This is a genomic window from Pseudomonas sp. B21-053, assembly GCF_026016365.1.
GTDB lineage: Bacteria > Pseudomonadota > Gammaproteobacteria > Pseudomonadales > Pseudomonadaceae > Aquipseudomonas > Aquipseudomonas nunensis.
Window position 1 is genome coordinate 525,874 of sequence record NZ_CP087205.1, and the last position, 21,265, is coordinate 547,138.

13 protein-coding genes and 1 pseudogene are annotated in these 21,265 nt (G+C 57.9%); 9 read left to right on the forward strand and 5 right to left on the reverse strand.

Annotation, left to right across the window (positions count from 1 at the left end):
- Nucleotides 1–171: 171 nt before the first annotated feature.
- The 9 genes and pseudogenes from LOY68_RS02315 to LOY68_RS02355 all read left to right on the forward strand — a co-directional run bounded on the left by LOY68_RS02315 (nt 172) and on the right by LOY68_RS02355 (nt 11,036).
- A complete protein-coding gene (locus tag LOY68_RS02315) occupies nt 172–2,184 on the forward strand; it encodes a type VI secretion system tip protein VgrG (RefSeq protein ID WP_265042680.1) in 2,013 nt (670 codons plus the stop codon).
- A pseudogene (locus LOY68_RS02320) lies at nt 2,174–2,911 on the forward strand (DUF4123 domain-containing protein). Before LOY68_RS02315 ends, LOY68_RS02320 begins: the two are co-directional and overlap by 11 nt.
- Nucleotides 2,911–7,560: an RHS repeat-associated core domain-containing protein gene (locus LOY68_RS02325; protein ID WP_265042681.1), complete on the forward strand. Its 4,650-nt coding sequence runs from the start codon at nt 2,911–2,913 to the stop codon at nt 7,558–7,560. Before LOY68_RS02320 ends, LOY68_RS02325 begins: the two are co-directional and overlap by 1 nt.
- On the forward strand, nt 7,560–7,856 hold the full coding sequence (locus LOY68_RS02330; protein WP_265042682.1) for a contact-dependent growth inhibition system immunity protein: 297 nt from the start codon (nt 7,560–7,562) through the stop codon (nt 7,854–7,856). Before LOY68_RS02325 ends, LOY68_RS02330 begins: the two co-directional genes overlap by 1 nt.
- 58 nt (nt 7,857–7,914) lie before the next feature.
- Nucleotides 7,915–8,292 (forward strand): hypothetical protein, encoded by a 378-nt coding sequence (locus LOY68_RS02335; protein ID WP_265042683.1) that lies wholly within the window; start codon nt 7,915–7,917, stop codon nt 8,290–8,292.
- Complete coding sequence (locus LOY68_RS02340) at nt 8,293–8,709, forward strand: hypothetical protein (protein ID WP_054616432.1); 417 nt, start codon at nt 8,293–8,295, stop codon at nt 8,707–8,709.
- Nucleotides 8,710–8,735: 26 nt separating this feature from the next.
- On the forward strand, nt 8,736–9,152 hold the full coding sequence (locus LOY68_RS02345; protein ID WP_265042684.1) for a hypothetical protein: 417 nt from the start codon (nt 8,736–8,738) through the stop codon (nt 9,150–9,152).
- A gap of 348 nt (nt 9,153–9,500) precedes the next feature.
- The gene (locus LOY68_RS02350; RefSeq protein ID WP_054053232.1) at nt 9,501–9,824 is read left to right on the forward strand and encodes a hypothetical protein; all 324 of its coding nucleotides are present in this window, start codon (nt 9,501–9,503) and stop codon (nt 9,822–9,824) included.
- Between the two features lie 375 nt (nt 9,825–10,199).
- On the forward strand, nt 10,200–11,036 hold the full coding sequence (locus tag LOY68_RS02355; protein ID WP_008025084.1) for a 23S rRNA (adenine(2030)-N(6))-methyltransferase RlmJ: 837 nt from the start codon (nt 10,200–10,202) through the stop codon (nt 11,034–11,036).
- A 124-nt stretch (nt 11,037–11,160) separates the two neighbouring features.
- On the opposite strand, the gene msrA is transcribed toward LOY68_RS02355, so the two are convergent.
- The 5 genes from msrA to aceE all read right to left on the reverse strand — a co-directional run bounded on the left by msrA (nt 11,161) and on the right by aceE (nt 21,246).
- Nucleotides 11,161–11,808 (reverse strand): peptide-methionine (S)-S-oxide reductase MsrA, encoded by a 648-nt coding sequence (gene msrA, locus LOY68_RS02360; RefSeq protein ID WP_054053236.1) that lies wholly within the window; start codon nt 11,806–11,808, stop codon nt 11,161–11,163.
- A 189-nt stretch (nt 11,809–11,997) separates the two neighbouring features.
- Nucleotides 11,998–14,691 (reverse strand): GGDEF and EAL domain-containing protein, encoded by a 2,694-nt coding sequence (locus LOY68_RS02365; protein ID WP_163907931.1) that lies wholly within the window; start codon nt 14,689–14,691, stop codon nt 11,998–12,000.
- A gap of 253 nt (nt 14,692–14,944) precedes the next feature.
- Complete coding sequence (locus tag LOY68_RS02370) at nt 14,945–16,339, reverse strand: alkaline phosphatase D family protein (RefSeq protein ID WP_265042685.1); 1,395 nt, start codon at nt 16,337–16,339, stop codon at nt 14,945–14,947.
- A gap of 276 nt (nt 16,340–16,615) precedes the next feature.
- Entirely contained in the window at nt 16,616–18,589 is a 1,974-nt protein-coding gene (aceF, locus tag LOY68_RS02375) for a dihydrolipoyllysine-residue acetyltransferase (protein WP_265042686.1), read from the reverse strand.
- 11 nt (nt 18,590–18,600) lie between these two features.
- Complete coding sequence (gene aceE, locus LOY68_RS02380) at nt 18,601–21,246, reverse strand: pyruvate dehydrogenase (acetyl-transferring), homodimeric type (RefSeq protein WP_054053243.1); 2,646 nt, start codon at nt 21,244–21,246, stop codon at nt 18,601–18,603.
- Nucleotides 21,247–21,265 lie beyond the last annotated feature (19 nt).

The window sequence follows — 21,265 nt, forward strand, 5'->3', positions numbered from 1 at the left end:
CTTCAGCTCCAACACACTTCTTCCAAAGCGAAATGTCTGTAGCCAAATGAACTAATTCTTGCAGGAAAAATCCCTAAAAACGTAGGGTAAATCTGATTTTCCTGACCTCCACTCAACCCACCTTGTTGCTCATGCAGAATCGCCCGCCTTCATTCTGCAGAGACACATCGGATGTTCGCGCCAGCCAATCAACCGCGTTTCACGTTGACCCTCGACGGTGTCCAGAATGAGCTCAAGGTGCTTGAGTTCACGGGCAAGGAAGCCATCAGCCAACCCTTTCGTTTCGACCTGGAACTGGTCAGCGAACAGCCGGACCTCGACCTTGAGAGCCTCCTGCATCGTCAGGCATTTCTGAGTTTTGACGGAGAGGGTTCCGGTATTCACGGTCAGATTTTTCGGGTCGGCCAAGGGGATTCCGGTATACGTCTGACACGCTATCAAGTCAGCCTTGTCCCGCGTCTGACCTACCTCGGCCAGCGCATCAATCAAAGAATCTTCCAGCACCAGAGCGTGCCGGCGATCATCTCGCAAGTCCTCAAGGATCACGGGATCCAGCGCGATGCCTTTGAATTTCAACTCGGCAGCGACTACCCCGAACGTGAGTACTGCGTGCAATACGCGGAAAGCGATCTGGCGTTCATCCAGCGCCTGTGCGCCGAGATCGGCATTCACTTCCATTTCCAGCACAGCCCCGACGGCCATCTACTGGTGTTCGGCGACGATCAGACGGTTTTCCCGCGTCTGCCCGAGCCCACGCTGTATCTGCCTGGCAGCGGCATGGCCGCCACCGCCCCGGCGATCAAGCGTTTCAACGTGCGTCTGGAGACCCGGACGACAGCCGTGGCTCGCCGGGACTACGACTTCCGCAAACCTCGCCTGCCACTCGAAAGCCGCGTCGATAGCGAACAGCGCCCGGTGCTGGAGGACTACCACTTTCCCGGTCAATTCAGCGACCGTGAGTCCGGCAAGCAACTGACCCAGCGAGCCTTGGAACGTCATGGCGCGGATTACCGCCAGGCTGAAGGTCGCAGCGATCAATCGACACTGGCCAGCGGACATTTCCTGCAACTGGCCGAGCATCCGCGCCACGTCTGGAATGACCTGTGGCTGATCACTGAAATCGAACACCATGGTCGTCAGCCGCAAGTGCTGGAAGAGTCCGCCACCGACGACGGTGAATTCCAGGGTTATCGAAATACCTTTCTCGCAACGCCGTGGGACGTTTCGTTCCGACCACCACTGGGACCTGACAAGCCGCGCATGCTCGGCTACCAAGCCGCCGTGGTCACCGGGCCGAGCGACAGCGAAATCCACTGCGATGAATTTGGCCGGGTCAAAGTCCAGCTCGCCTGGGACCGTGACGGCCAACTTAACGAGCACTCCAGTTGCTGGTTGCGAGTCGCCACCGGTTGGGCACACGACCGTTACGGCAGCGTATTGATTCCGCGAGTCGGCATGGAAGTGCTGGTGGGTTTCATCGATGCCGATGCTGACAAACCGCTGGTGATGGGCTGCCTGCCGAACGCCGCGACGCCCGTTCCGCTGGACCTGCCCGCCGACAAGACCCGCAGCATTTTCCGCAGCCAGAGCAGTCCCGGCGGCGGTGGCTACAACGAGTTGCGCATCGAGGATCGCAAAGGCGCAGAGGAAATTTACCTGCGCGCCCAGCGAAACTGGACCCAGCACGTGCTGAATGATCAACAGGTTCAGGTCGATAACGCCCGCAGCATCGTAGTCTCCGGCATCGCCCGCCACGAACTGAAGGCCGACGAACAACGCATCACCCATGGCCAGCGCCAGACCGAAATCAGGCAAGACGATCACCTGCTGGTGACCGGCGACCGGCACATCCGCGTGACCAATCAGGCACTCAACGCCAGTCAGCAATTCCATGTCAGCGCCGGCCAGCAAGTGGTGATCGACGGCGGTGCCAGCGCGACCATTCAGGCGGGCGGGCAGTGGATCAACATCGGCCCCGGCGGTATTTTCAGCAGCGTGCCGATTATGGTCGGTGGCGCGCCAATGGCGGCCATGTCAGCCGTGGCGATTTCCCCGGACGTGCCTTTGAAGCTCGCCGCGGCCCCGGCGGCGTTGCTCAGTGCGGCGCAGATACAGAGCCTGAAAGGTGATGCGCCGTTCTGTGAAGAGTGTGAGCGTTGCAAGGACGGTGTCTGTGCAGCCTGATCACTTTTCGCCTCACACCTGGTTGGAGCAGCAACCGCTGAAACCCTCGGAACAACTGTTCGCGATCTTCAGCAATGCCAGCGCGGCTGAGCCGTTCAAAGCCTGGCAGCGCTCGCTCACCGCTCAAGCACCGAGTCCGATTTGGGCCGACACGTCCTATGCCGAGTGGGAAGCGGTGATGCCTTTCGTGGGAATCGTCGCCGTTGACGGTGAGTTTCTGGAGTGGGTCGCCGCCACTGATTCTTGTGACTGGGGATGGTTGGCTATTTCGTCGGCCAGCCTGGAAGCCGTGGTCGATCACTTGCGAAGTCTTACGCAAGCCCTGCTGCCCAATAACGACAAGGTGTTTTTTCGTTTCTGGGACGGGCGCTATCTGCTGCCAATGTTGCAATCCACCGCTGTCGATACCGCGAAGCTGCTGCCGGTCATTGGGCGTTGCCTGGTCAATGGCCGAGCGCTGGAAATCGGCGGTCGTGCCCTGAAAAGCTCCCAGGTTTTTCCGTGGTGGAACGTCCCCGAGACATTGCTCGAAGAGCTCGCCGCGTAGTCTTCCGTCACCCGAATCAACAACCTGCTGAAGTGGCTGAGCGAGGACCTTCCGGACCTGTTCGAGGCTTTTTCCGACAGCGTATTGCGACGCAAGGTCGCGAGTTTTCTTGAAGCGCAGGACCTGCCCCAGGCATCGAAACAAGCCCTGGTGGATTACCTGATGGCGGAGCTGAACTGATGGACCAGATTGTGCGCATCGAGCAGGAGCTCGACAGTTTCCCGAACACTCTTTCCCTCTATCGTGAACAGCTGAAGCACTGGTTGAGCAGGGCGGCGGACAAGGGAAGTCATGCCGCTGATTTGCCTTCGTTGATGGGGATGGAACGGATCGTTCGGTTCGGTCATTCCAGCACCATCGTGAGCAGCGGCGATGACGATTTTTCTTCTACCGTCGTGCAGTGCCCGAAGGGTGGGGCGCTGGAGATCGAGAGCAAGTTTGAATCGGTTTATGACATCCCTGTGGGAAATATTCAGGTCGATGTGATTGCGTCTGAGAGCGGGGAGGTGACGCCGGTCACGCTGGATGAACATGGCAAAGGGACGTTCAGAGGGGTCGAGGGCAAGTTTTACCGAGTTCATGTTCACAGTGAGGTCACGCCGCAGCAAGTCGATGATCTTTTCTCTTCCTATGACGGTTTGACGACGCAGCTTGAAGGCTGGCTGCGTGATGAGTGGAAGACGTTTAAACCAAAGTGGTCGGAATCGTCTTCGGCTGCTGTAGGCAATGGATTGCTTGCGGGAAGTTGGGAAGCGATCGAGGGCGTGTGGGACGGCATCAGCCTGCTTTCGGACATTCTCAAGGATCCGGCCAAGTTCACAACGCAGTTGGGCGAGAGTGCCGCGGAGCTGGAGAAGCTTGCGAAGACTGCACCGGACGTCATGGAAAAAGCCCAGTTGCTGGCAAGTGACGAAGCGGCGTTATGCCTGCTGGTGCGCTCCGCCAGTCTCTGGCTGGACATGCTGCCACCGGGCGAAATCGCCGGCAAAACCGCCGAAGCCGTCTCGATGGTGGTGGTGCAGCTGTTGATCGACATCCTGATCGGCATCGTTCTTACGTTCGCCGGGGCGGGCGCCGGTATCGCTTATCTGACGATACGTCTGGCGGACCGGGCCGCGCAGCTGCTCAGTGCGGTTCTGCGTCTGGTGAAGGCGATCTTTTCGATCATCGACACCTTCATCAGCTACGTCGATCGCTACAAAAAAGTCGCCGCCCGAGGCATCGCCGCCGGTATGAAAAAAGGCCGGATGCAGTTGAACTGGAGCGCACGTCGCAACACTTCATTGAAGAAAGACGAACACCACGACGACGCCCCCGACCAGGCGAAAAACCCCAACGGTGAAGCTGCCACTTGCGCACCGTCGACTTGCAAGAATGGCTGCCCGGTATCGATGGTCACTGGCGAAGAACTGCTGACCCTTACCGACGGCACCCTAGACGGAATCCTGCCCTTCGATTTCACCCGGCTCTATCGCACCAGCGCCGCCGAAATCGACAGCGGCCTCGGTTTCGGCTGGAGCCACACCCTCGCGCATCACCTGGAAATCGATGGCGAAAACGTCGTCTGGATTGACCACGAAAACCGTCGCACCACGTTTCCGCTGCCGAATACCGAACGCCCGGCGATTCATAACAGCCTGTCGCGTGCAGCGATTTATCTTGGCGAAGAACCTGACGAACTGATCCTCGCCCAGGCCGGCGAAGAAACCCGTTTCTATCACTTTCATAACGGTTTTCTGACAGCGATCAGCGACGGATACGACAACCGTCTGCGCATTACCCGCGACCGCCAGGACCGGATCAAACGCCTCGACAACGGCGCCGGTCGCGCGCTGCTGTTGCGCTATGTCCGCAGGCATTTGATTGCCGTCGATTACCAGGTTTTTCGCCCCGCCCAGACCCTCGATGACGCCTGGCACACCGAGCAGACGCTGGTCAGTTATGACTACGACGAGCGCGATCAACTGATTGCCGCCATCAACGCTGCCGGCGAAAGCGAGCGTTACGACTACGACGATCAACACGTGATCCTGCAGCGGCAACTGACCGGTGGGGCGAGTTTCTTTTGGGAGTGGGAAAGGTCCGGCAAGGCTGCGCGATGCGTCCGACATTGGGCGTCGTTTTCGCAGATGGACACGCGTTACGTCTGGGATGACAAAGGCAGCGTCACCGTTAAAAACATCGACGGCAGCGAAGAGGTTTACGTCCACGACGACCGGGCGCGGCTGGTGCGCAAGGTTGAGCTGGACGGTGGTGAACACCTCAAGTCCTACGACGACAGCGGTCGCCTGATTGTCGAGCAGGACCCGCTCGGTGCGGTCACGCAATACCGCTATGACGAAGTCGGACGCCTCGTGGCGCTGATTCCGCCGGAAGACGAACCAACGGCCTACGAGTATCGCAACGGTTTCCTGCATGCGCGGTATCGCGGGGAGGCGGTGTGGACCTATCGGCGTAATGCCCAGGGCGACGTCACCGAGGCTGTCGACCCGGATGGGCAAGTCACCCATTACTACTACGGCGCTCAAGGGCAGTTGCTGACCATCCGCTACCCGGACACCAGTCGGCATGTGTTCGTCTGGAACGGCTTGGGGCAACTGGTCGGAGAGACCTTGCCGGACGGCGGCCAACAGCAGTTCTCCTACGACGAGTTGGGGCGGCGGATTACCAGTCAGGACGAACATGGCGCTGTTACGCGGTATCAATGGGATGACATTGGCCGACTGATTCAGACGACTTTACCTACAGGCGCCAATCGCGCTTTTAGCTACAACGCCTACAGCCAGATCACCGCCGAACAGGACGAACTCGGTCGCGTCACTCGCTACGAATATACCGACGACCTGCATCTGGTCAGCCGCCGCATCAACCCCGACGGCACTCAGCTGAAGTATCGCTACGACAATGCGCAGCTACTTCTGACCGAGATCGAAAACGAATCCGGCGAAAAATATCAGCTGGACTACACGCCCAACGGATTGATCCGACAGGAAACCGGATTCGACGGGCAACGCACGGCGTATGCCTACGACCTCAATGGGCAATTGCTGGAGAAAACCGAGTTCGGCGATGACGGCTCGACACTCATCACCGGTTACCAGCGAGACTTGGCCGGGCGCTTGCTGGTCAAGACGCTGCCCGACGGCATCAAGGTCGAATACCGCTATGACAGCCTCGGGCGCCTGGTCAGCGTTGATGATGGTCACGACCATCCACTGGAATTTTCCTACGACAAGCAGGACCGCCTCATCATCGAACACCAAGGCTGGGGCACCTTGCACTACAGCTACGACGCCTGCGGCCAACTCAAACGCCTGCGCCTGCCGGACAACAGCAAACTCGATTACCACCACGCCAAGGGCGGCGCACTCACCGGCATCGACCTCAACGGCGCGCAACTCACCACCCATCAGTTCCGATTCGGCCGTGAGCAACAACGCCAACAAGGCTTGCTGCTCAGCGAATATGCCTACGACGATCAAGGACGTTTGAAGGCTCACGCTGTCAGTCAACAACGCCAACCGCTGTATCGCCGCGACTACGCCTACAGCGCCAACGGCAATCTCGACAGCATCGCGGACACCCGACACGGCCAGCGCAGCTATGTCTACGACGCCCTGAACCGCCTGACCCGCGTCCGCCACACCCGCGACAACCCACCGGAAAGCTTCGCCCACGACCCGGCGGGCAACCTGCTGATGCAAGACCGTCCCGGTCTGGCCAGCGTAAAAGGCAATCGCCTGCTGATGCAGGGCGACCGCCATTACGACTACGACGTCTTCGGCAACCTCATCCGCGAACGGCGTGGCACCGCGCAAAAACTCGTCACCGAATATCGATACGACTGCCAGCACCGGTTGATTGCCGTCACTTCGCCGAATGGAAGTTGTGCGAATTATCGCTACGACGCCTTCGGCCGCCGCATCGCCAAAACCGTCGATGGAAAGACCACCGAATTCTTCTGGCAAGGCGATCAAGTTGTTGCCGAAAGCAGCCGCGAGCATTACCGCAGCTATGTTTATGAACCTGGCACCTTCCGTCCGCTGGCCATGCTCGACGGCAAAGGCCCGCGCCAGGCCTGTCCCTTCTACTACCAACTTGATCATCTCGGCACACCGCAGGAACTGACGGATTTTGGTGGCGAGATTGTCTGGGCGGCGAAGTACAACGCTTACGGAAAGGTCTCCGGCCTGACCCATGGCGCGGGTGAACAACTTGAACAGCCCTTGCGGTTTCAGGGGCAATACTTCGACGCCGAGAGCGGTCTGCACTACAACCGGCATCGGTACTATGATCCGGATATTGGCCGATACCTGACGCCCGATCCGATCAAGTTGGCGGGTGGGATCAACCAGTATCAGTACACGCCGAATCCAACGGGGTGGGTTGATCCGTTGGGGTTGGCATGTGGGCCATGTCCGGGGGACATTGAAGGGCCGTACAGTGAAATTGTTCCGGGTGGCGGACTGGATGCGCATGAGGCACGGGGAGGACATCTGATTAAAAAACACATTGGTCGTTCTGATGCTCAACTTGCGCAGAGGCTTAAAGACGAGCCATGGCTTGGCAGGGTGTCGACTTTCTATGATCGAGCAACCGCGGAAAAAGCAATTTCCAGTGTGATGGCGAGCAATAAGGCTGTGATAGAAAAATTCATGAAGGGCCGAGATAGGCAGATTATTCTTAATGACACTGTCTCTTACCCGGTTGGCGTCGTTTTAAGGCGCAATGCCTCTGCCGTAACGCCTGTTTCCGGTGTGTATCTGCTTTTACGGAGGGACAACACAATGCCTGATGGCTATCGAATACATACAGGGTATGCAGAATAATGAGCGAAAAATTCCCGGACTTATTTCAATTTTTGGCTGGCTACTTTCACCAGGATTGGAATTGTGATCATGACACTGAGGACGACGTTATTAGGTTGTTTATTGCAGAGGCATCTCCAGAAACCGTTTTGCGGGTGAAGGACGAGTTGCAATTTGTATTGCGCACTATTAACGGTGAAGAGGAAATACAGGCGTTTTTATTTGAAGAAATTGGATGCTCCTACTATTACCCCCATGCGTGGCCGTCAGGGAAAGCTTGGTTGGAGCATGTTGCGGATATGCTTGAGAGCAAATAATTCCGTCGGGTTTTTCAAAGATTCGAATTTTTAGTAACGATAAAAAAGGATGACTACGATGAAGAATGCGGATAATCATCAGGCGGGAAATTCGGGCTCTGCAACTGAGGAACAAACCACCAGTCGCGAACTTGATTTTGGAAGTAGAGAATGGAGAGCCGTTAATAGCTCTAAATTTTCAAGCTATAGAGCGCAGTTGAATGCATATAATGAAGCGACGACGAGGGAGGCCAGAAAAATGTCGCGCTTTACCGGGGAGGACAGCAAAGGAAATCTATTAGTGCAAATGGAGGCTGAAAATATAGGTAGCGGATATACGCCTAATCCATTAGATCCCGCTAATCCGCGTTTCATTCCTAAGATGAATGCTTTTGAGATGAAATTCGACTTTGAAACGTTACAGCCTATAGCGCTGTATCCGATAGAGAAAATTTAAATGCTGATGCATCCGTATCTGAATGCTCCATATAATCCAAGCTTAGGACACTTTCTCGGTGGGTTTGATATATATGATCGCGAGGAGAGTCTTGGTGTTGAGTTGTCGGCGTACGATCCAGACTGTCCTTTGGATAGAGGGTCTTTAATATCTCGGTTTATTGTTAGGCGCTTTGCTGGGTTGAGTTATCGGCACAAATTTGTTTTGGTTTTTGTGCTGGGTGAGGCTCTTGACGGTGACTCGAGTGTGTTCCCTGAAATCTTTGCCCATGATCCGATGGCTCATTCTTTGCTTCCTATTGGGTGGAGTGAAATGATAGATCCAAAGGCGTTTTTTGAAGATGTATATATTAAGCTATCCGAAGCGTGGCATGATGATCTATATAAAGCCAGTCAAGAGGATTTTTCAAACTGGTAAACGCTAATGCCTCAGCTAAATAATAAATGAATCTGCCCGTTTTTTATGCGTTTTTTAGGGGGCGAGTGATAGATAAATATGCTGTAATTGTTATGGCAGTAGGTCCTTTCGTTGAAGAAGAAGTTTTATTGCTTGTAAATGGTGTGAAAGTTAGATGCTTTGCGAACTGCTGCCCTGAAAAAATCGAGGTGGGGGGATCCTATGAGGTTGAGTTCGAGATAGTCCTTCCTGATAATAACTTTATTGCTGTTGCAGAAAAGCGAGCCGACTCACTGATTGAAGTGATAAGCGATAGCTTTTCATGCTTTCTATATGGCTATTTGGATGACAGTATTTTCCGATCCTTCGTTGACTTTACGGATCAGGAAATCCACTACGACTATCCAGCGCTTAATGAGCAATTCGTCAAGATCAGGGTGGACAGAATTGATGTGGCATTCTGATTGAGAAGCGAAATTTCCGGACAAGCCCATCGGAAGTTTCCTTCAAGCTGTGGCGGCTTCCATGAACTGGTGCGCAGTGAGATCGATGGATAGTCTTTGGCTGTCGCTGCGAAAGCAGGGGCAGGGCGTAGGAACCCTTGGATATTCACCGCGCATCTGCGCTGTCGTCTGATTGCGGCACTTAATTCGTGTCCGTAAGATTGTTCGCGGCGGTTGTGTGCGGGACACGCTTCGGTGTGGCTGAGTTTGGTGGATTTCCTCAGTTTCCTACTCCCGTGCACGGCTGCCACCCAAGCCCGTAGGAAAGGCCGTTGGTAGCTTAAATTTATCCACCAAGGTCTATAAACAATGAAAACTCTTCACCCCGACCCACCCTACGAAAAACCAGTTCCCCATCCCGATAACCGCTACATGGCGCTCACCAGCAATTGCAGTGAAATGCCCACCTTATTCGTCGACACCCACGCCCCGCTCGATGTTTTGTGTGACGCTGCCGGTTATCGGATCCGCGCCGTTACCCAAGTGCTTGAGAACCTGTCCATGCGCGGCTCGATTGAGTGTGATTCGATGATTCTCAGTGACTTTGCCTTGCTTTGCGCCATTCCGTTGCGCGATGGGTGTGATGTGCTGGATGTGCTTGGGAAGCGGTTGCGGGCTCGGTCGCCGGAATAGGGTAGGGGTTTAGATCCACCCTTCACCCTAACCCTCTCCCCAAAGGGGCGAGGGGACTGATTGTGGTGATCTTCCGGCTGCCGTCGACCTGAACGATCAAGGTGAACTCAGGCTTAGCCAAGCCAAGAGCGCCGCGCAGTCGCAGGTCGCCGTAGATCACCCATACAACTCGGTCAGTCCCCTCGCCCCTTTGGGGAGAGGGTTAGGGAGAGGGGTGGATGGTTCAGTCGCCACAAATGCCAAGCAAGATCAAAAGATCGCAGCCTTCGGCAGCTCCTACGGGGGAGTGTGGTTGCCTGACATAGCCGCTCAGCCACCAACCCCTGACGTTAGGCTCGGTACAAGGTAAACTTCCCGGCCTTCGCAGGAGCAATCATGAATTATCGTCACGCCTTCCATGCCGGCAATCACGCCGATGTGTTCAAACACCTGACTTTGACCCGCCTCATCGCCTTGATGTCGCGCAAGGAGCAGCCGTTTGCCTATCTCGACACTCACGCCGGTATTGGTCTGTATGACCTGCAGGGTGATCAGGCGAGCCGTACCGGTGAGTATCTGGAAGGGATCGCGCGGTTGTGGGATCAGCCGGATCTGCCGGAATTGACCGCCGATTACATGAAGGTGTTGCACGACATGAACCCGGATGGCCAGTTGCGCTATTACCCGGGGTCGCCGGAACTGGCGCGGCGCCTGACGCGGCCGCAGGATCGGGTGATGCTCAACGAGAAGCACCCTGAAGACGGCGTGCTGCTCAAGGACAACATGGCCGGTGATCGTCGGGTGAAGGTTCACCTGGGCGAAGGCTGGCATGTGCCTCGGGCGATGTTGCCGGTGCAGGAGAAGCGCGCGGTGATGTTGATTGATCCGCCGTTCGAGCAGTTGGATGAGATGCAGCGTTGTGCGGCGTCGCTGAAAGAGGCGATTGGGCGGATGCGCCAGACGGTGGCGGCGATCTGGTACCCGGTGAAGGACCAGCGCATGTTGCGTCGTTTCTATCAGGACCTGGCCGGCACGGGCGCGCCGAAGTTGTTGCGCGTGGAGTTGTTGGTGCATCCGCTGGATACGCCGAACAGCCTGAATGGCTCGGGGTTGGCGATCGCGAATCCGCCGTGGGGCCTGGAAGAAGAATTGCGTGAGCTGCTGCCGTGGTTGTCCAAGAAGCTTGGGCAGACTCAGGGTGGGTGGCAGATGGATTGGTTGATTGCCGAATAAGGTCTATCGATAGGCAGGATCAAAAGATCGCAGCCTCATTTCACTCGACAGCTCCTACAAGGGAATGCGTAAACCCGTAGGAGCTGTCGAGTGCAACGAGGCTGCGATCTTTTGCTTTATGGCGTCAGATCGGGCAAGTCACGCCTGTACCGCCGATCCCGCAATACCCTTCAGGGTTTTTCGCCAGGTACTGCTGGTGATAGGCCTCGGCAAAGTAGACCGTCGGGGCTTCTTCGATTTCGGTGGTGATGGTGCCTTTGCCAGCCTTGGTCAACTCGGCCTGGAACACTTGCTCGCTGTGTTTGGCGGCTGCCAGTTGAGTCGGGTTGGTGGCGTAGATCACCGAGCGGTACTGGGTGCCGATGTCATTGCCCTGACGCATGCCCTGGGTCGGGTTGTGCAATTCCCAGAACATCTTCAGCAGTTCTTCGTAGCTGACTTTTGCTGGTTCGTAGACCACCAAAACCACTTCGCTGTGGCCAGTCAGGCCTGAGCAGACTTCTTCATAGGTCGGGTTCGGGGTAAAGCCGCCGGCGTAACCCACCACCGTGCTGACCACGCCTTCGCGCTGCCAGAACTTGCGCTCGGCGCCCCAGAAACAGCCCAGGCCGAAGATTGCGAAATCCACGTCCATGGCGAAAGGGCCCAGCAGCGGTGCATCGTGAACGAAGTGTTTTTCCGGCAGGTTCATCGGGGTTTCACGGCCGGGCAGAGCTTGTTCTTTAGTCGGGAGCACGTTTTTGTTCACCAGAATTTCCGAGCGCAAGACCATGATCAGTCCTCTCAGTCAGGTTTGAATGTAGAAAATCAGACCGCCAGTTTGCCCAAATATCCCTGTGGGAGCGAGCCTGCTCGCGAATGCGGTGTGACAGTCGACATGATTGTTGCCTGACACACCGCTTTCGCGAGCAGGCTCGCTCCCACAGGTATTGGGGGGACACAAGGGATTTGCGGTGGGCCGTCAGGCAATCGGGCCGCGCGGGTAGCGTTTGAGCTTTTCGATCAGCTCGGAGCCGGGGATAGGGCGGTCGAACAGGTAGCCCTGGCCGACGTCGCAACGATGGCGGCGCAGGAACGCCAACTGCTCGGCAGTCTCGATGCCTTCCGCCACGACCTTGAGTTTCAGGTTGTGGGCCATGGCGATCACGGCGGAGGTGATTTCCATGTCGTCCTGGTTGTCCGGGATTTCGTGGATGAAACTGCGATCGATCTTGATGATGTCGATCGGGAATTTTTTCAAATAGCTGAGCGATGAATAACCGGTGCCGAAGTCATCCATGGCCAGGGTCAGGCCCAGGCGCTTGAGCTGGTCGAGCTGCAAGTGCGTGTCTTCGGTGGCTTCCAGCAGCAGGCCTTCCGTCAGCTCAAGCTCCAGCAGGTTCGCCGGCAGCGCTTCTTCCTTGAGGATGCTGGCGATGGACGCCACCAGGTCCGGGTCGGAAAACTGCTTGGGCGACAGGTTGATTGCCACTTGCAGGTTGCCCAGGCCCGCGGCGGTCAGTTCCTTGCTCATGCGGCAGGCCTGACGGGCAATCCATTTGCCAATCGGAATGATCAGGCCGGTCTCTTCGGCAACGCTGATGAACTGGTCCGGGCGGATCATGCCTTTTTCCGGATGATTCCAGCGCAGCAACGCTTCCATCCCCAGCAAGCGACCGCTGCGCAGGCACAGCTTGGGCTGGTAGAACACGTCCAGTTCGTTCTGGGTCAGGGCGCGGCGCAGGTTGTTCTCGACGAACAGTTTGTAACTGGCTTCAGCATTGAGTGCTTCGGTGAACACCTGGACCTGATGCTTGCCGTTGGCCTTGGCCTTGTGCAGCGCCAGACCGGCGTTGCGCATCAGCGTTTGCGGATCGCGACCGTGCAGCGGCGCGCAGGCCAAGCCCACGGAGCCGGTGACGCTGATCAACTGGTTGTCGACGAACATCGGCTTGTCGAGGGTCGCCAGCAATTGGTTGGCGACTTGCTGGCCGGCCGCGAGGTCGGTGTTGTCCAGCAGCACGGCGAATTCGTTACTGGCGAAACGCGCCAGGCTGCCGCTCGGGCTCAGGCTGTTGCGCAGGCGCCGGGCCAGGCTGATTAGCAGTTTGTCGCCGGTCTGGTGGCCGAGGCTGTCGTTGATCCGCTTGAAGTTGTCGATGTCCACCAACAACAGGCTGATCGGTGTGTCGGTGTCCCGGGCGAAACGTTCGTCCAGGTTACGGATAAACGCCGGGCGGTTGCCGAGGTTGGTCAGGTTGTCGGTGTAGGCCAGGCGCTCGATGCGCTGCTGCGCGAGCTTGGTCTGGGTGATGTCTTCGTAGATGCCGATGTAATGCGTCAGCTCACGGTTATCGCCATACACCTTGGAGATCGACAACTGACCCCAGTAGGGTTCGAGGTTTTTGCGCCGGCTCTTGAACTCGCCCTGCCAACTGTTGCTCTTGGCCAGCGCCGAGGGCGCGTCGAACAGCAATTCACTGAGGTTTTCCAGCGCCGGCAGTTCCGACAGTCGCTGGCCGTGGACTTCTTCGGTGCTGTACTGGGTGATCGCGGTGAAGCTCGGGTTGACGTATTCGACCACGCCGTCGCAATTGACCAGCAGAAAGGCGTTGGCACTTTGCTCGACCGCACGCTGGAACAAGTGCAGGGCGCTGGTGGCGGCGCGGCGGTTGTGGTTGTTGATGACTTGGGCGAACTGATCCGCCAGCTCGCCGGCAAAGGCGATTTCATCGGACTGCCAGGCGCGGGTTGCACCGGTTTGCTCCAGGCACAACACGCCGACCACCTGGCCATCGACGCGGATACTGGCGTCGAGCATGGCGTTGACGTCACGCGGGCGCAGGCTCTCGGCCATGTCTCGGGTGCGGGGGTCGCGGATGGCGTTGTGGGCATCGATGGCGCGACTGGTGTGCAAGGCCTCCAGGTAATCGGGGAAGCTGCTGACGTCGATCGGCTCCGGCATCAGGTATTCCTGAGTCGCGCGGTGATAAGCCGAGATCGGCACCAGCATGGAGCCTTCGAGGTTCCACAAGCTGGCGCAGTCGATTTCGTAGATATCGCACGCGCAGCGGGCGATCAGTTCGGCAGCTTCTTGCAGGGAGTTGCCGGTGCTGTAGCGCTGACGGGTCAGCAGCAGAATCAAATCTTGCTGGGCGCGCACCCGGTCCAGGTGCTGCAGTTGTTCCTGCTGGGCACGCTGGTTAAGTTCCAGGGCAATTTGCAGGCGCGAGTTCTGGGTTTCCAGGTCGAGGGCCGGCAACAGCGGCTCATTCTCGAACAGGCCATCCACTACCATCAGGTAGCCGCGCAGCAGGTGTCGATTGTGTTGTTTGTAGGCTTCGCCGAGTTCCAGCAAGCTCAAGGTGCCGGCGGCGGTGTGCAGGGTGTAGCGGATCTGGTAATGCGGGCTGTCGGCGAGTTGCAGCTGGATCGTGTCATGCAGTTGATAGCGCGCTTCGGGCTCCATCAGGCTCGCGTAGGGCGAGCCGACCAGCGCACAAAGCTCCACCGCCGGCAGACCGAACTGTCGTTCGCAATTGGGATCGAGAAACAGCAGCGCCCAGCTAGCTTCATTCAGCCGTTCGAAACGCAGCATGCCGAGCCGCGAGGGCACAGGCAACTGCGTCACTACCTCGGCCACCATACGGCTGGCGGCATCGGGTTGGCTTTTCATTGAGGGAAACTCGCTTCGAATATGCTGATCGCGCCGGGCTCTCGCCCTCTTAACTGCTGCCTGCGGCAAGGTTGCATCATTGCGGCCCCGACTGACAAGAGACATGAAGGCCAAGTGCTATAAGAATATGTCGGCAGGAGGGAGGATTTCTCCAGTGCATGCCTGAAATTGGTTGTTTTGGTTAAAAAGATCGCAGCCTTCGGCAGCGCCCACAGGCGCGTAGGAGCTGCCGAAGGCTGCGATCTTTTGATCTTTACCGTAATGGAATACTGATCGACTGCAACAGCTTGCCCTCCCTATCGTGGTAACTGACGCGAACCCGCTCCGCCTCCACCACCAAATGCGCAAAATTATCCTGGCTCACTACCTTACTGGTGAGTTCATGCCGATACTCGCCAGTCGCCGTCCGCGCCAGTGGCTTATCAAGAATGAACGTCGATTCGCTGGCATATGGCAGCAACTTGCTGTTGCACAGCGGCGAAGAGACGATGGTGTGAACCTCAAAGTCCCGATCCTCGCTGTGGGTCAGACGGCTGGTGAGTGAGCCGTGGACATCGCCGGAAACGAAGATGACGTTGTGGATGCGTTGTGTACGAATTGTCTCCAGCAGTCGCAGGCGTTGTTCCGGGAAGGCTTTCCAGGCGTCGTCGCCGAGTTTTTTCCGGTCGGGGTAGAACATCACGCTGGTGACCACGAACTTGACCCGCGCCGGGCTATGAATCAGCCATTTGAGCAGCGCTTGCTCCTGTTCATCGTCGAGGATTCGTCGGTCATCAGCGGACAGATTACGTCGGGTCCGGCTATCGGTGACAAACCATTCAATATCGCCTTCGGCAAACTGATACCAATACTGTTCCGCATGGCGACTTATTTGCCCGTTGGCCAGTAGTTCATGTGCCGGGCTGTGGCTGGCTTGATAGAGTTCATAGGCTGCGATGGCATTTTTATACAAGTAATCGTCACCTTTGCTCTTATTGGTGGGCCAGTTGTCTTCGATTTCATGGTCGTCGAGGATCATGTAAGTCGACGTGCCTGACATCAACTTGCTGATATTGGGCTGCGAAAAAGCCACGCGGTACTTGCTGAGTATCTCCTTATATTCCCGGTCGGGCGCAATGCGGTTCAAGTCATCGACGTAGATCTGGTCGCCGGTCATCAGCATGGCGCTGATTGGCGGGATGGCCTGTTCCGCCAGTTGCGTGATCGACGCGAAGATCCGGTCGCCCCGATGCGGAGCCGACGCGATGCCTGCGGTCATGCGTAAATAACGACACGACCCGACGATGTACGCGCGGGGCAGGGTGGCCTTGCTGGAACGGGTGCGAAAACGATAAATCTCCCGTGGCCATTGCAACGGCAACTCCTGCACGGTTTCCACGGTATGCACCGGGCTCATGGGGCTGAACCATCCCGCCTGGTATTCATACGCGGTATTTTCGTACAGCTGATTTAACCCAATGACATCAGACATATCCCGCAAGATCGACAGTTTGGCAAACACGCCTTTGCTCCAGCGTTCTTCACCCAGGCGGCGATAACGGATGCCGGCAAATACCAGGGCGTCATCTTGAATATCACCGCGCAAAAAAATGCGCACATGATTAGTTGTAGTGTGGCCAATAATCGGGCCGACAGTCGGTTTAAACATATTCGAATCCGTTCGAAGTAGTGCTAACTAAGCGATTGAGAGTGTCAAAGTTCGTCTTGAACTTCGTGGAACTAAGCCTAGTTATTGGCTGGCAAAAAATATCGAGCCGAAGTGGACTTGAGCTGTGGGCGAAGTAAGCCGCAGTTGTAGGAAAGTGGCGGGCATTTTCCGCCAGGCAAAAAAAAGCCCCGCCAAATTGGCGGGGTTGAGGTACGAGCGTGGCGCTCGGAAAACGTGGAACGCGACAGGCCCTCCGGTGAAGGAGGGCCGTCGGGTTTACAGCAGGATGGTGCGGATGTCCGCCAGCAGGTCGCTCAGACGCTTGGTGAAGCGTGCAGCAGCGGCGCCGTTGATCACACGGTGATCGTAGGACAGCGACAGTGGCAGCATCAGTTTCGGCTGGAAGGCTTTGCCGTCCCAGACTGGCTGGATGGTTGCCTTGGAAACACCGAGGATCGCCACTTCCGGCGCGTTGACGATCGGCGTGAAGCCGGTGCCGCCAATGTGGCCGAGGCTGGAAATGGTGAAGCAGGCGCCTTGCATGTCGTCAGCGGTGAGCTTCTTGTCGCGGGCCTTGGCGGCCAGCACAGCGGCTTCGGCTGCGAGTTGCAACAGGCTCTTCTGGTCGACGTTCTTGATGACCGGTACCAGCAGGCCATCCGGGGTGTCGACCGCGAAGCCGATGTTCACGTACTTCTTGCGGATGATCGCCTTGCCGCTTGGGGCCAGCGAACTGTTGAAGTCCGGCAGTTCCTTGAGCAGATGCGCGCACGACTTGAGCAGCAGCGGCAGGATGGTCAGCTTGACGCCAGCCTTCTCTGCGACGGCTTTCTGCGCGATGCGGAACGCTTCCAGGTCGGTGATATCAGCCGAATCGAACTGAGTCACGTGCGGAATGTTCAACCAGCTGCGGTGCAGGCTCGACGCGCCGATTTGCATCAGGCGAGTCATCGGCACTTCTTCGGTTTCACCGAAGCGGCTGAAGTCCACGACCGGGATCGGCGGGATGCCCGCGCCGCCGGTTGCGCCACCAGCGGCCGGTGCTTCCTTGGCCTTCTGCATCATGGCTTTGACGTAAACCTGCACGTCTTCTTTGAGCACACGACCGTGCGGACCGCTTGGGCTGACCGCGCTCAGCTCGACGCCGAATTCACGGGCCAGTTGGCGAACGGCCGGGCCGGCGTGAACCTTGGCGCCAGGCTTGGCTGGAGCCGCAGCCGGTGCCGCCGGAGCCGGAGCGGCAGCAGCCGGTGCAGCAGCGGCTGGAGCAGGCGCGCTCGGGGCTGCAGCGGCAGGTGCTGGAGCAGCGGCAGGCGCAACGCCTTTGACTTTCAGCTTCAGAATCAGGTCGCCGGTACCGACTTCGTCATCCAGCTTGATGGAAACGCTTTCCACCACGCCAGCGGCAGGCGACGGGATTTCCATGCTCGCCTTGTCGGATTCCAGGGTGATCAGCGACTGGTCGGCGGTGACGGTGTCGCCAGCCTTGACCAGTACTTCGATGATCTTGGCCTTGCCCGACGAGCCGATGTCCGGGACGTGAATGTCCTGGACAGTGTCGGCCACCGGTGCAGCCGGAGCCGGAGCCGCAGCGGCTGGCGCTGGAGCAGCGGCGGCGGCCGGAGCGGCAGCCTGGGTCGGCGCGGCAGCAGCAGGAGCCGCAGCACCCGCCACTTTCAACGCCAGGATCAGGTCGCCGGTGCCGACTTCGTCGTTCAACTTGACGCTGATGCTTTCGACCACGCCAGCGGCAGGCGATGGGATTTCCATGCTTGCCTTGTCGGATTCCAGGGTGATCAGCGATTGATCAGCCTCGACGGTGTCGCCGACCTTGACCTGGATCTCGATGATCTGGGCCTTGCCCGACGAACCGATGTCCGGCACGTGTACTTGCTGGGTGGTTGCAGCAACTGGCGCGGCGGCTGGAGCAGCAGCGGCGGCAGGTGCAGCCGCCGGTGCCGCTTCAGCTTTGGCAGCCGGTGCAGCAGCGGCAGGCGCAGGGGCCGCAGCAGCGGCACCTTCGACTTCCAGCTCCAGCAGTTCGTCGCCTTCTTTCAGGCGATCGCCGATTTTCACTTTCAGGCTTTTGACGACACCGGCCTTGGGAGCAGGAATCTCCATGCTCGCCTTGTCCGACTCAAGCGTCAGGATGCTCTGGTCGGCTTCGATACGGTCGCCGACCTTCACAAATAGTTCGATTACTTCACCTTCACCGCTGCCGATGTCAGGTACTCGAATGAGTTCGCTCACAGATTGTCTCCTCAGCAGTCCAGTGGGTTGAGTTTTTCCGGGTTGATCCCGAACTTGACGATAGCCTCGGCCACCACCTTAGGTTCGATATCACCACGGTCAGCCAAGGCTTCCAGGGCTGCCAACACCACGAAATGACGGTCGACTTCGAAGAAGTGACGCAGCTTTTTACGGCTGTCACTGCGACCGAAACCGTCGGTGCCCAGGACTTTGAATTCCTTGGACGGGACCCACTGACGAATTTGTTCGGCGAACAGCTTCATGTAGTCGGTAGAGGCGATGACCGGACCTTTACGGCCGTTCAGGCACTCTTCGACGTAGCTCAGCTTCGGCTTCTGGCCGGGGTGCAGACGGTTGGTGCGCTCAACGGCCAGGCCGTCGCGACGCAGTTCGTTGAAGCTGGTAACGCTCCAGACGTCAGCACCGATGTTGAACTCTTCACGCAGGATCTTCGCCGCTTCACGGACTTCACGCAGGATGGTGCCGGAGCCCATCAGCTGAACGTGGTGCGCCGCTTCGCGGGTATCTTCCTCGAGCAGGTACATGCCCTTGATGATGCCTTCCTCGACACCGGCCGGCATGGCTGGCTGCTGGTAGGACTCGTTCATCACGGTGATGTAGTAGAAAACGTCCTGCTGCTCTTCGGTCATCTTCTTCATGCCGTCCTGGATGATCACCGCCAGCTCATAGCCGTAGGTTGGATCAAAGGTGCGGCAGTTCGGGATGGTGCCGGCCAGGATGTGGCTGTGACCATCTTCGTGTTGCAGGCCTTCGCCGTTCAGCGTGGTCCGGCCGGCGGTGCCGCCGATCAGGAAGCCACGGGTACGGCTGTCGCCAGCGGCCCAGGCGAGGTCGCCGATACGCTGGAAGCCGAACATCGAGTAGAAGATGTAGAACGGCAGCATTGGCTGGTTGTGGCTGGAGTACGAAGTACCGGCAGCGATGAAGGAGCTCATGGCGCCCGCTTCGTTGATGCCTTCTTCGAGGATCTGGCCCTTCTTGTCTTCGCGGTAGAACATCACCTGGTCTTTATCGACTGGCTCGTAGAGCTGGCCGACGGACGAGTAGATGCCCAACTGACGGAACATGCCTTCCATACCGAAGGTACGGGCTTCGTCCGGGATGATCGGAACGATGCGCGGGCCGATTTCCTTGTCCTTGACCAGTTGCGCGAGGATCCGCACGAACGCCATGGTGGTGGAAATTTCACGGTCGCCCGAGCCGTCAAGGATCGCCTTGAGGGTGTCGAGGGACGGGGTCGGAACACTGATGCTCTGCGCGCGGCGCTGAGGCACGAAACCGCCCAGTGCAGTGCGGCGCTCGCTCAGGTAACGGGCTTCGGCGCTGTTTGGCTCTGGCTTGAAGAACGGCAGGTTCTCCAGCTCTTCGTCTTTGACCGGGATGTCGAAACGATCGCGGAACAGCTTCAGGCTTTCAACATCAACCTTCTTGGTGTTGTGCGCGGTGTTCTTCGCTTCGCCGGCACCGGTGCCATAACCCTTGATGGTCTTGGCCAGGATGACGGTGGGTTGTTCTTTGTGGTTGACCGCTTCGTGGTACGCCGCGTAGACCTTGTACGGGTCGTGGCCGCCACGGTTGAGTTTCCAGATCTCGTCGTCGGACAGATCAGCAACCATCGCCTTGAGTTCTGGCGAGTTGAAGAAGTGTTCACGTACGAACGCGCCGTCTTTGGCTTTGTAGTTCTGGTACTCGCCGTCGATGACTTCGTCCATGCGACGTTGCAGGATACCGTCGACGTCTTTGGCCAGCAGTGGGTCCCAGAAACGGCCCCAGATGACTTTGGTCACGTTCCACTGAGCACCGCGGAACACGCCTTCGAGTTCCTGGATGATCTTGCCGTTGCCGCGAACCGGGCCGTCGAGGCGCTGCAGGTTGCAGTTGATGACGAAGATCAGGTTGTCGAGTTTCTCGCGGCCAGCCAGCGAGATGGCGCCCAGGGACTCCGGCTCGTCACACTCGCCGTCGCCCAGGAAGCACCAGACTTTCTGCTTGCCTTCAGGAATGAAGCCACGGGCTTCCAGGTACTTCATGAAACGTGCCTGGTAGATCGCCTGGATTGGGCCCAGACCCATGGATACGGTCGGGAACTGCCAGAAATCAGGCATCAGCCACGGGTGTGGATAGGACGACAGGCCGTGACCATCGACTTCCTGACGGAAGTTGTTCATCTGGTCTTCGGTGATGCGACCTTCCATGAACGCACGGGCGTAAACGCCTGGCGAGGTGTGGCCCTGGAAGTAGATCAGGTCGCCGCCGTGTTCGTCGGTCGGGGCCTGGAAGAAGTAGTTGAAGCCGATGTCATACAGGGTGGCGCTGGAGGCGAAGCTGGAGATGTGACCGCCCAGGTCCGAATCTTTCAGGTTCGTACGCATCACCATGGCCATCGCGTTCCAGCGTACCAACGAGCGAATGCGGCGTTCCATGAACAGGTCGCCAGGCATGCGTGCTTCGTGGGTAACAGGAATGGTGTTGCGGTATGGCGTGGTGATGGCGTAAGGCAATTGCGAACCGCTGCGGGTCGCCAATTCGCCCATACGGGTCATCAGATAATGAGCGCGGTCTTCGCCTTCTTTGTCGAGAACCGATTCCAGGGCGTCCAGCCATTCCTGGGTTTCGACGGGATCGAGGTCTTGCATGGCTTGCTCCAGGGCGGAA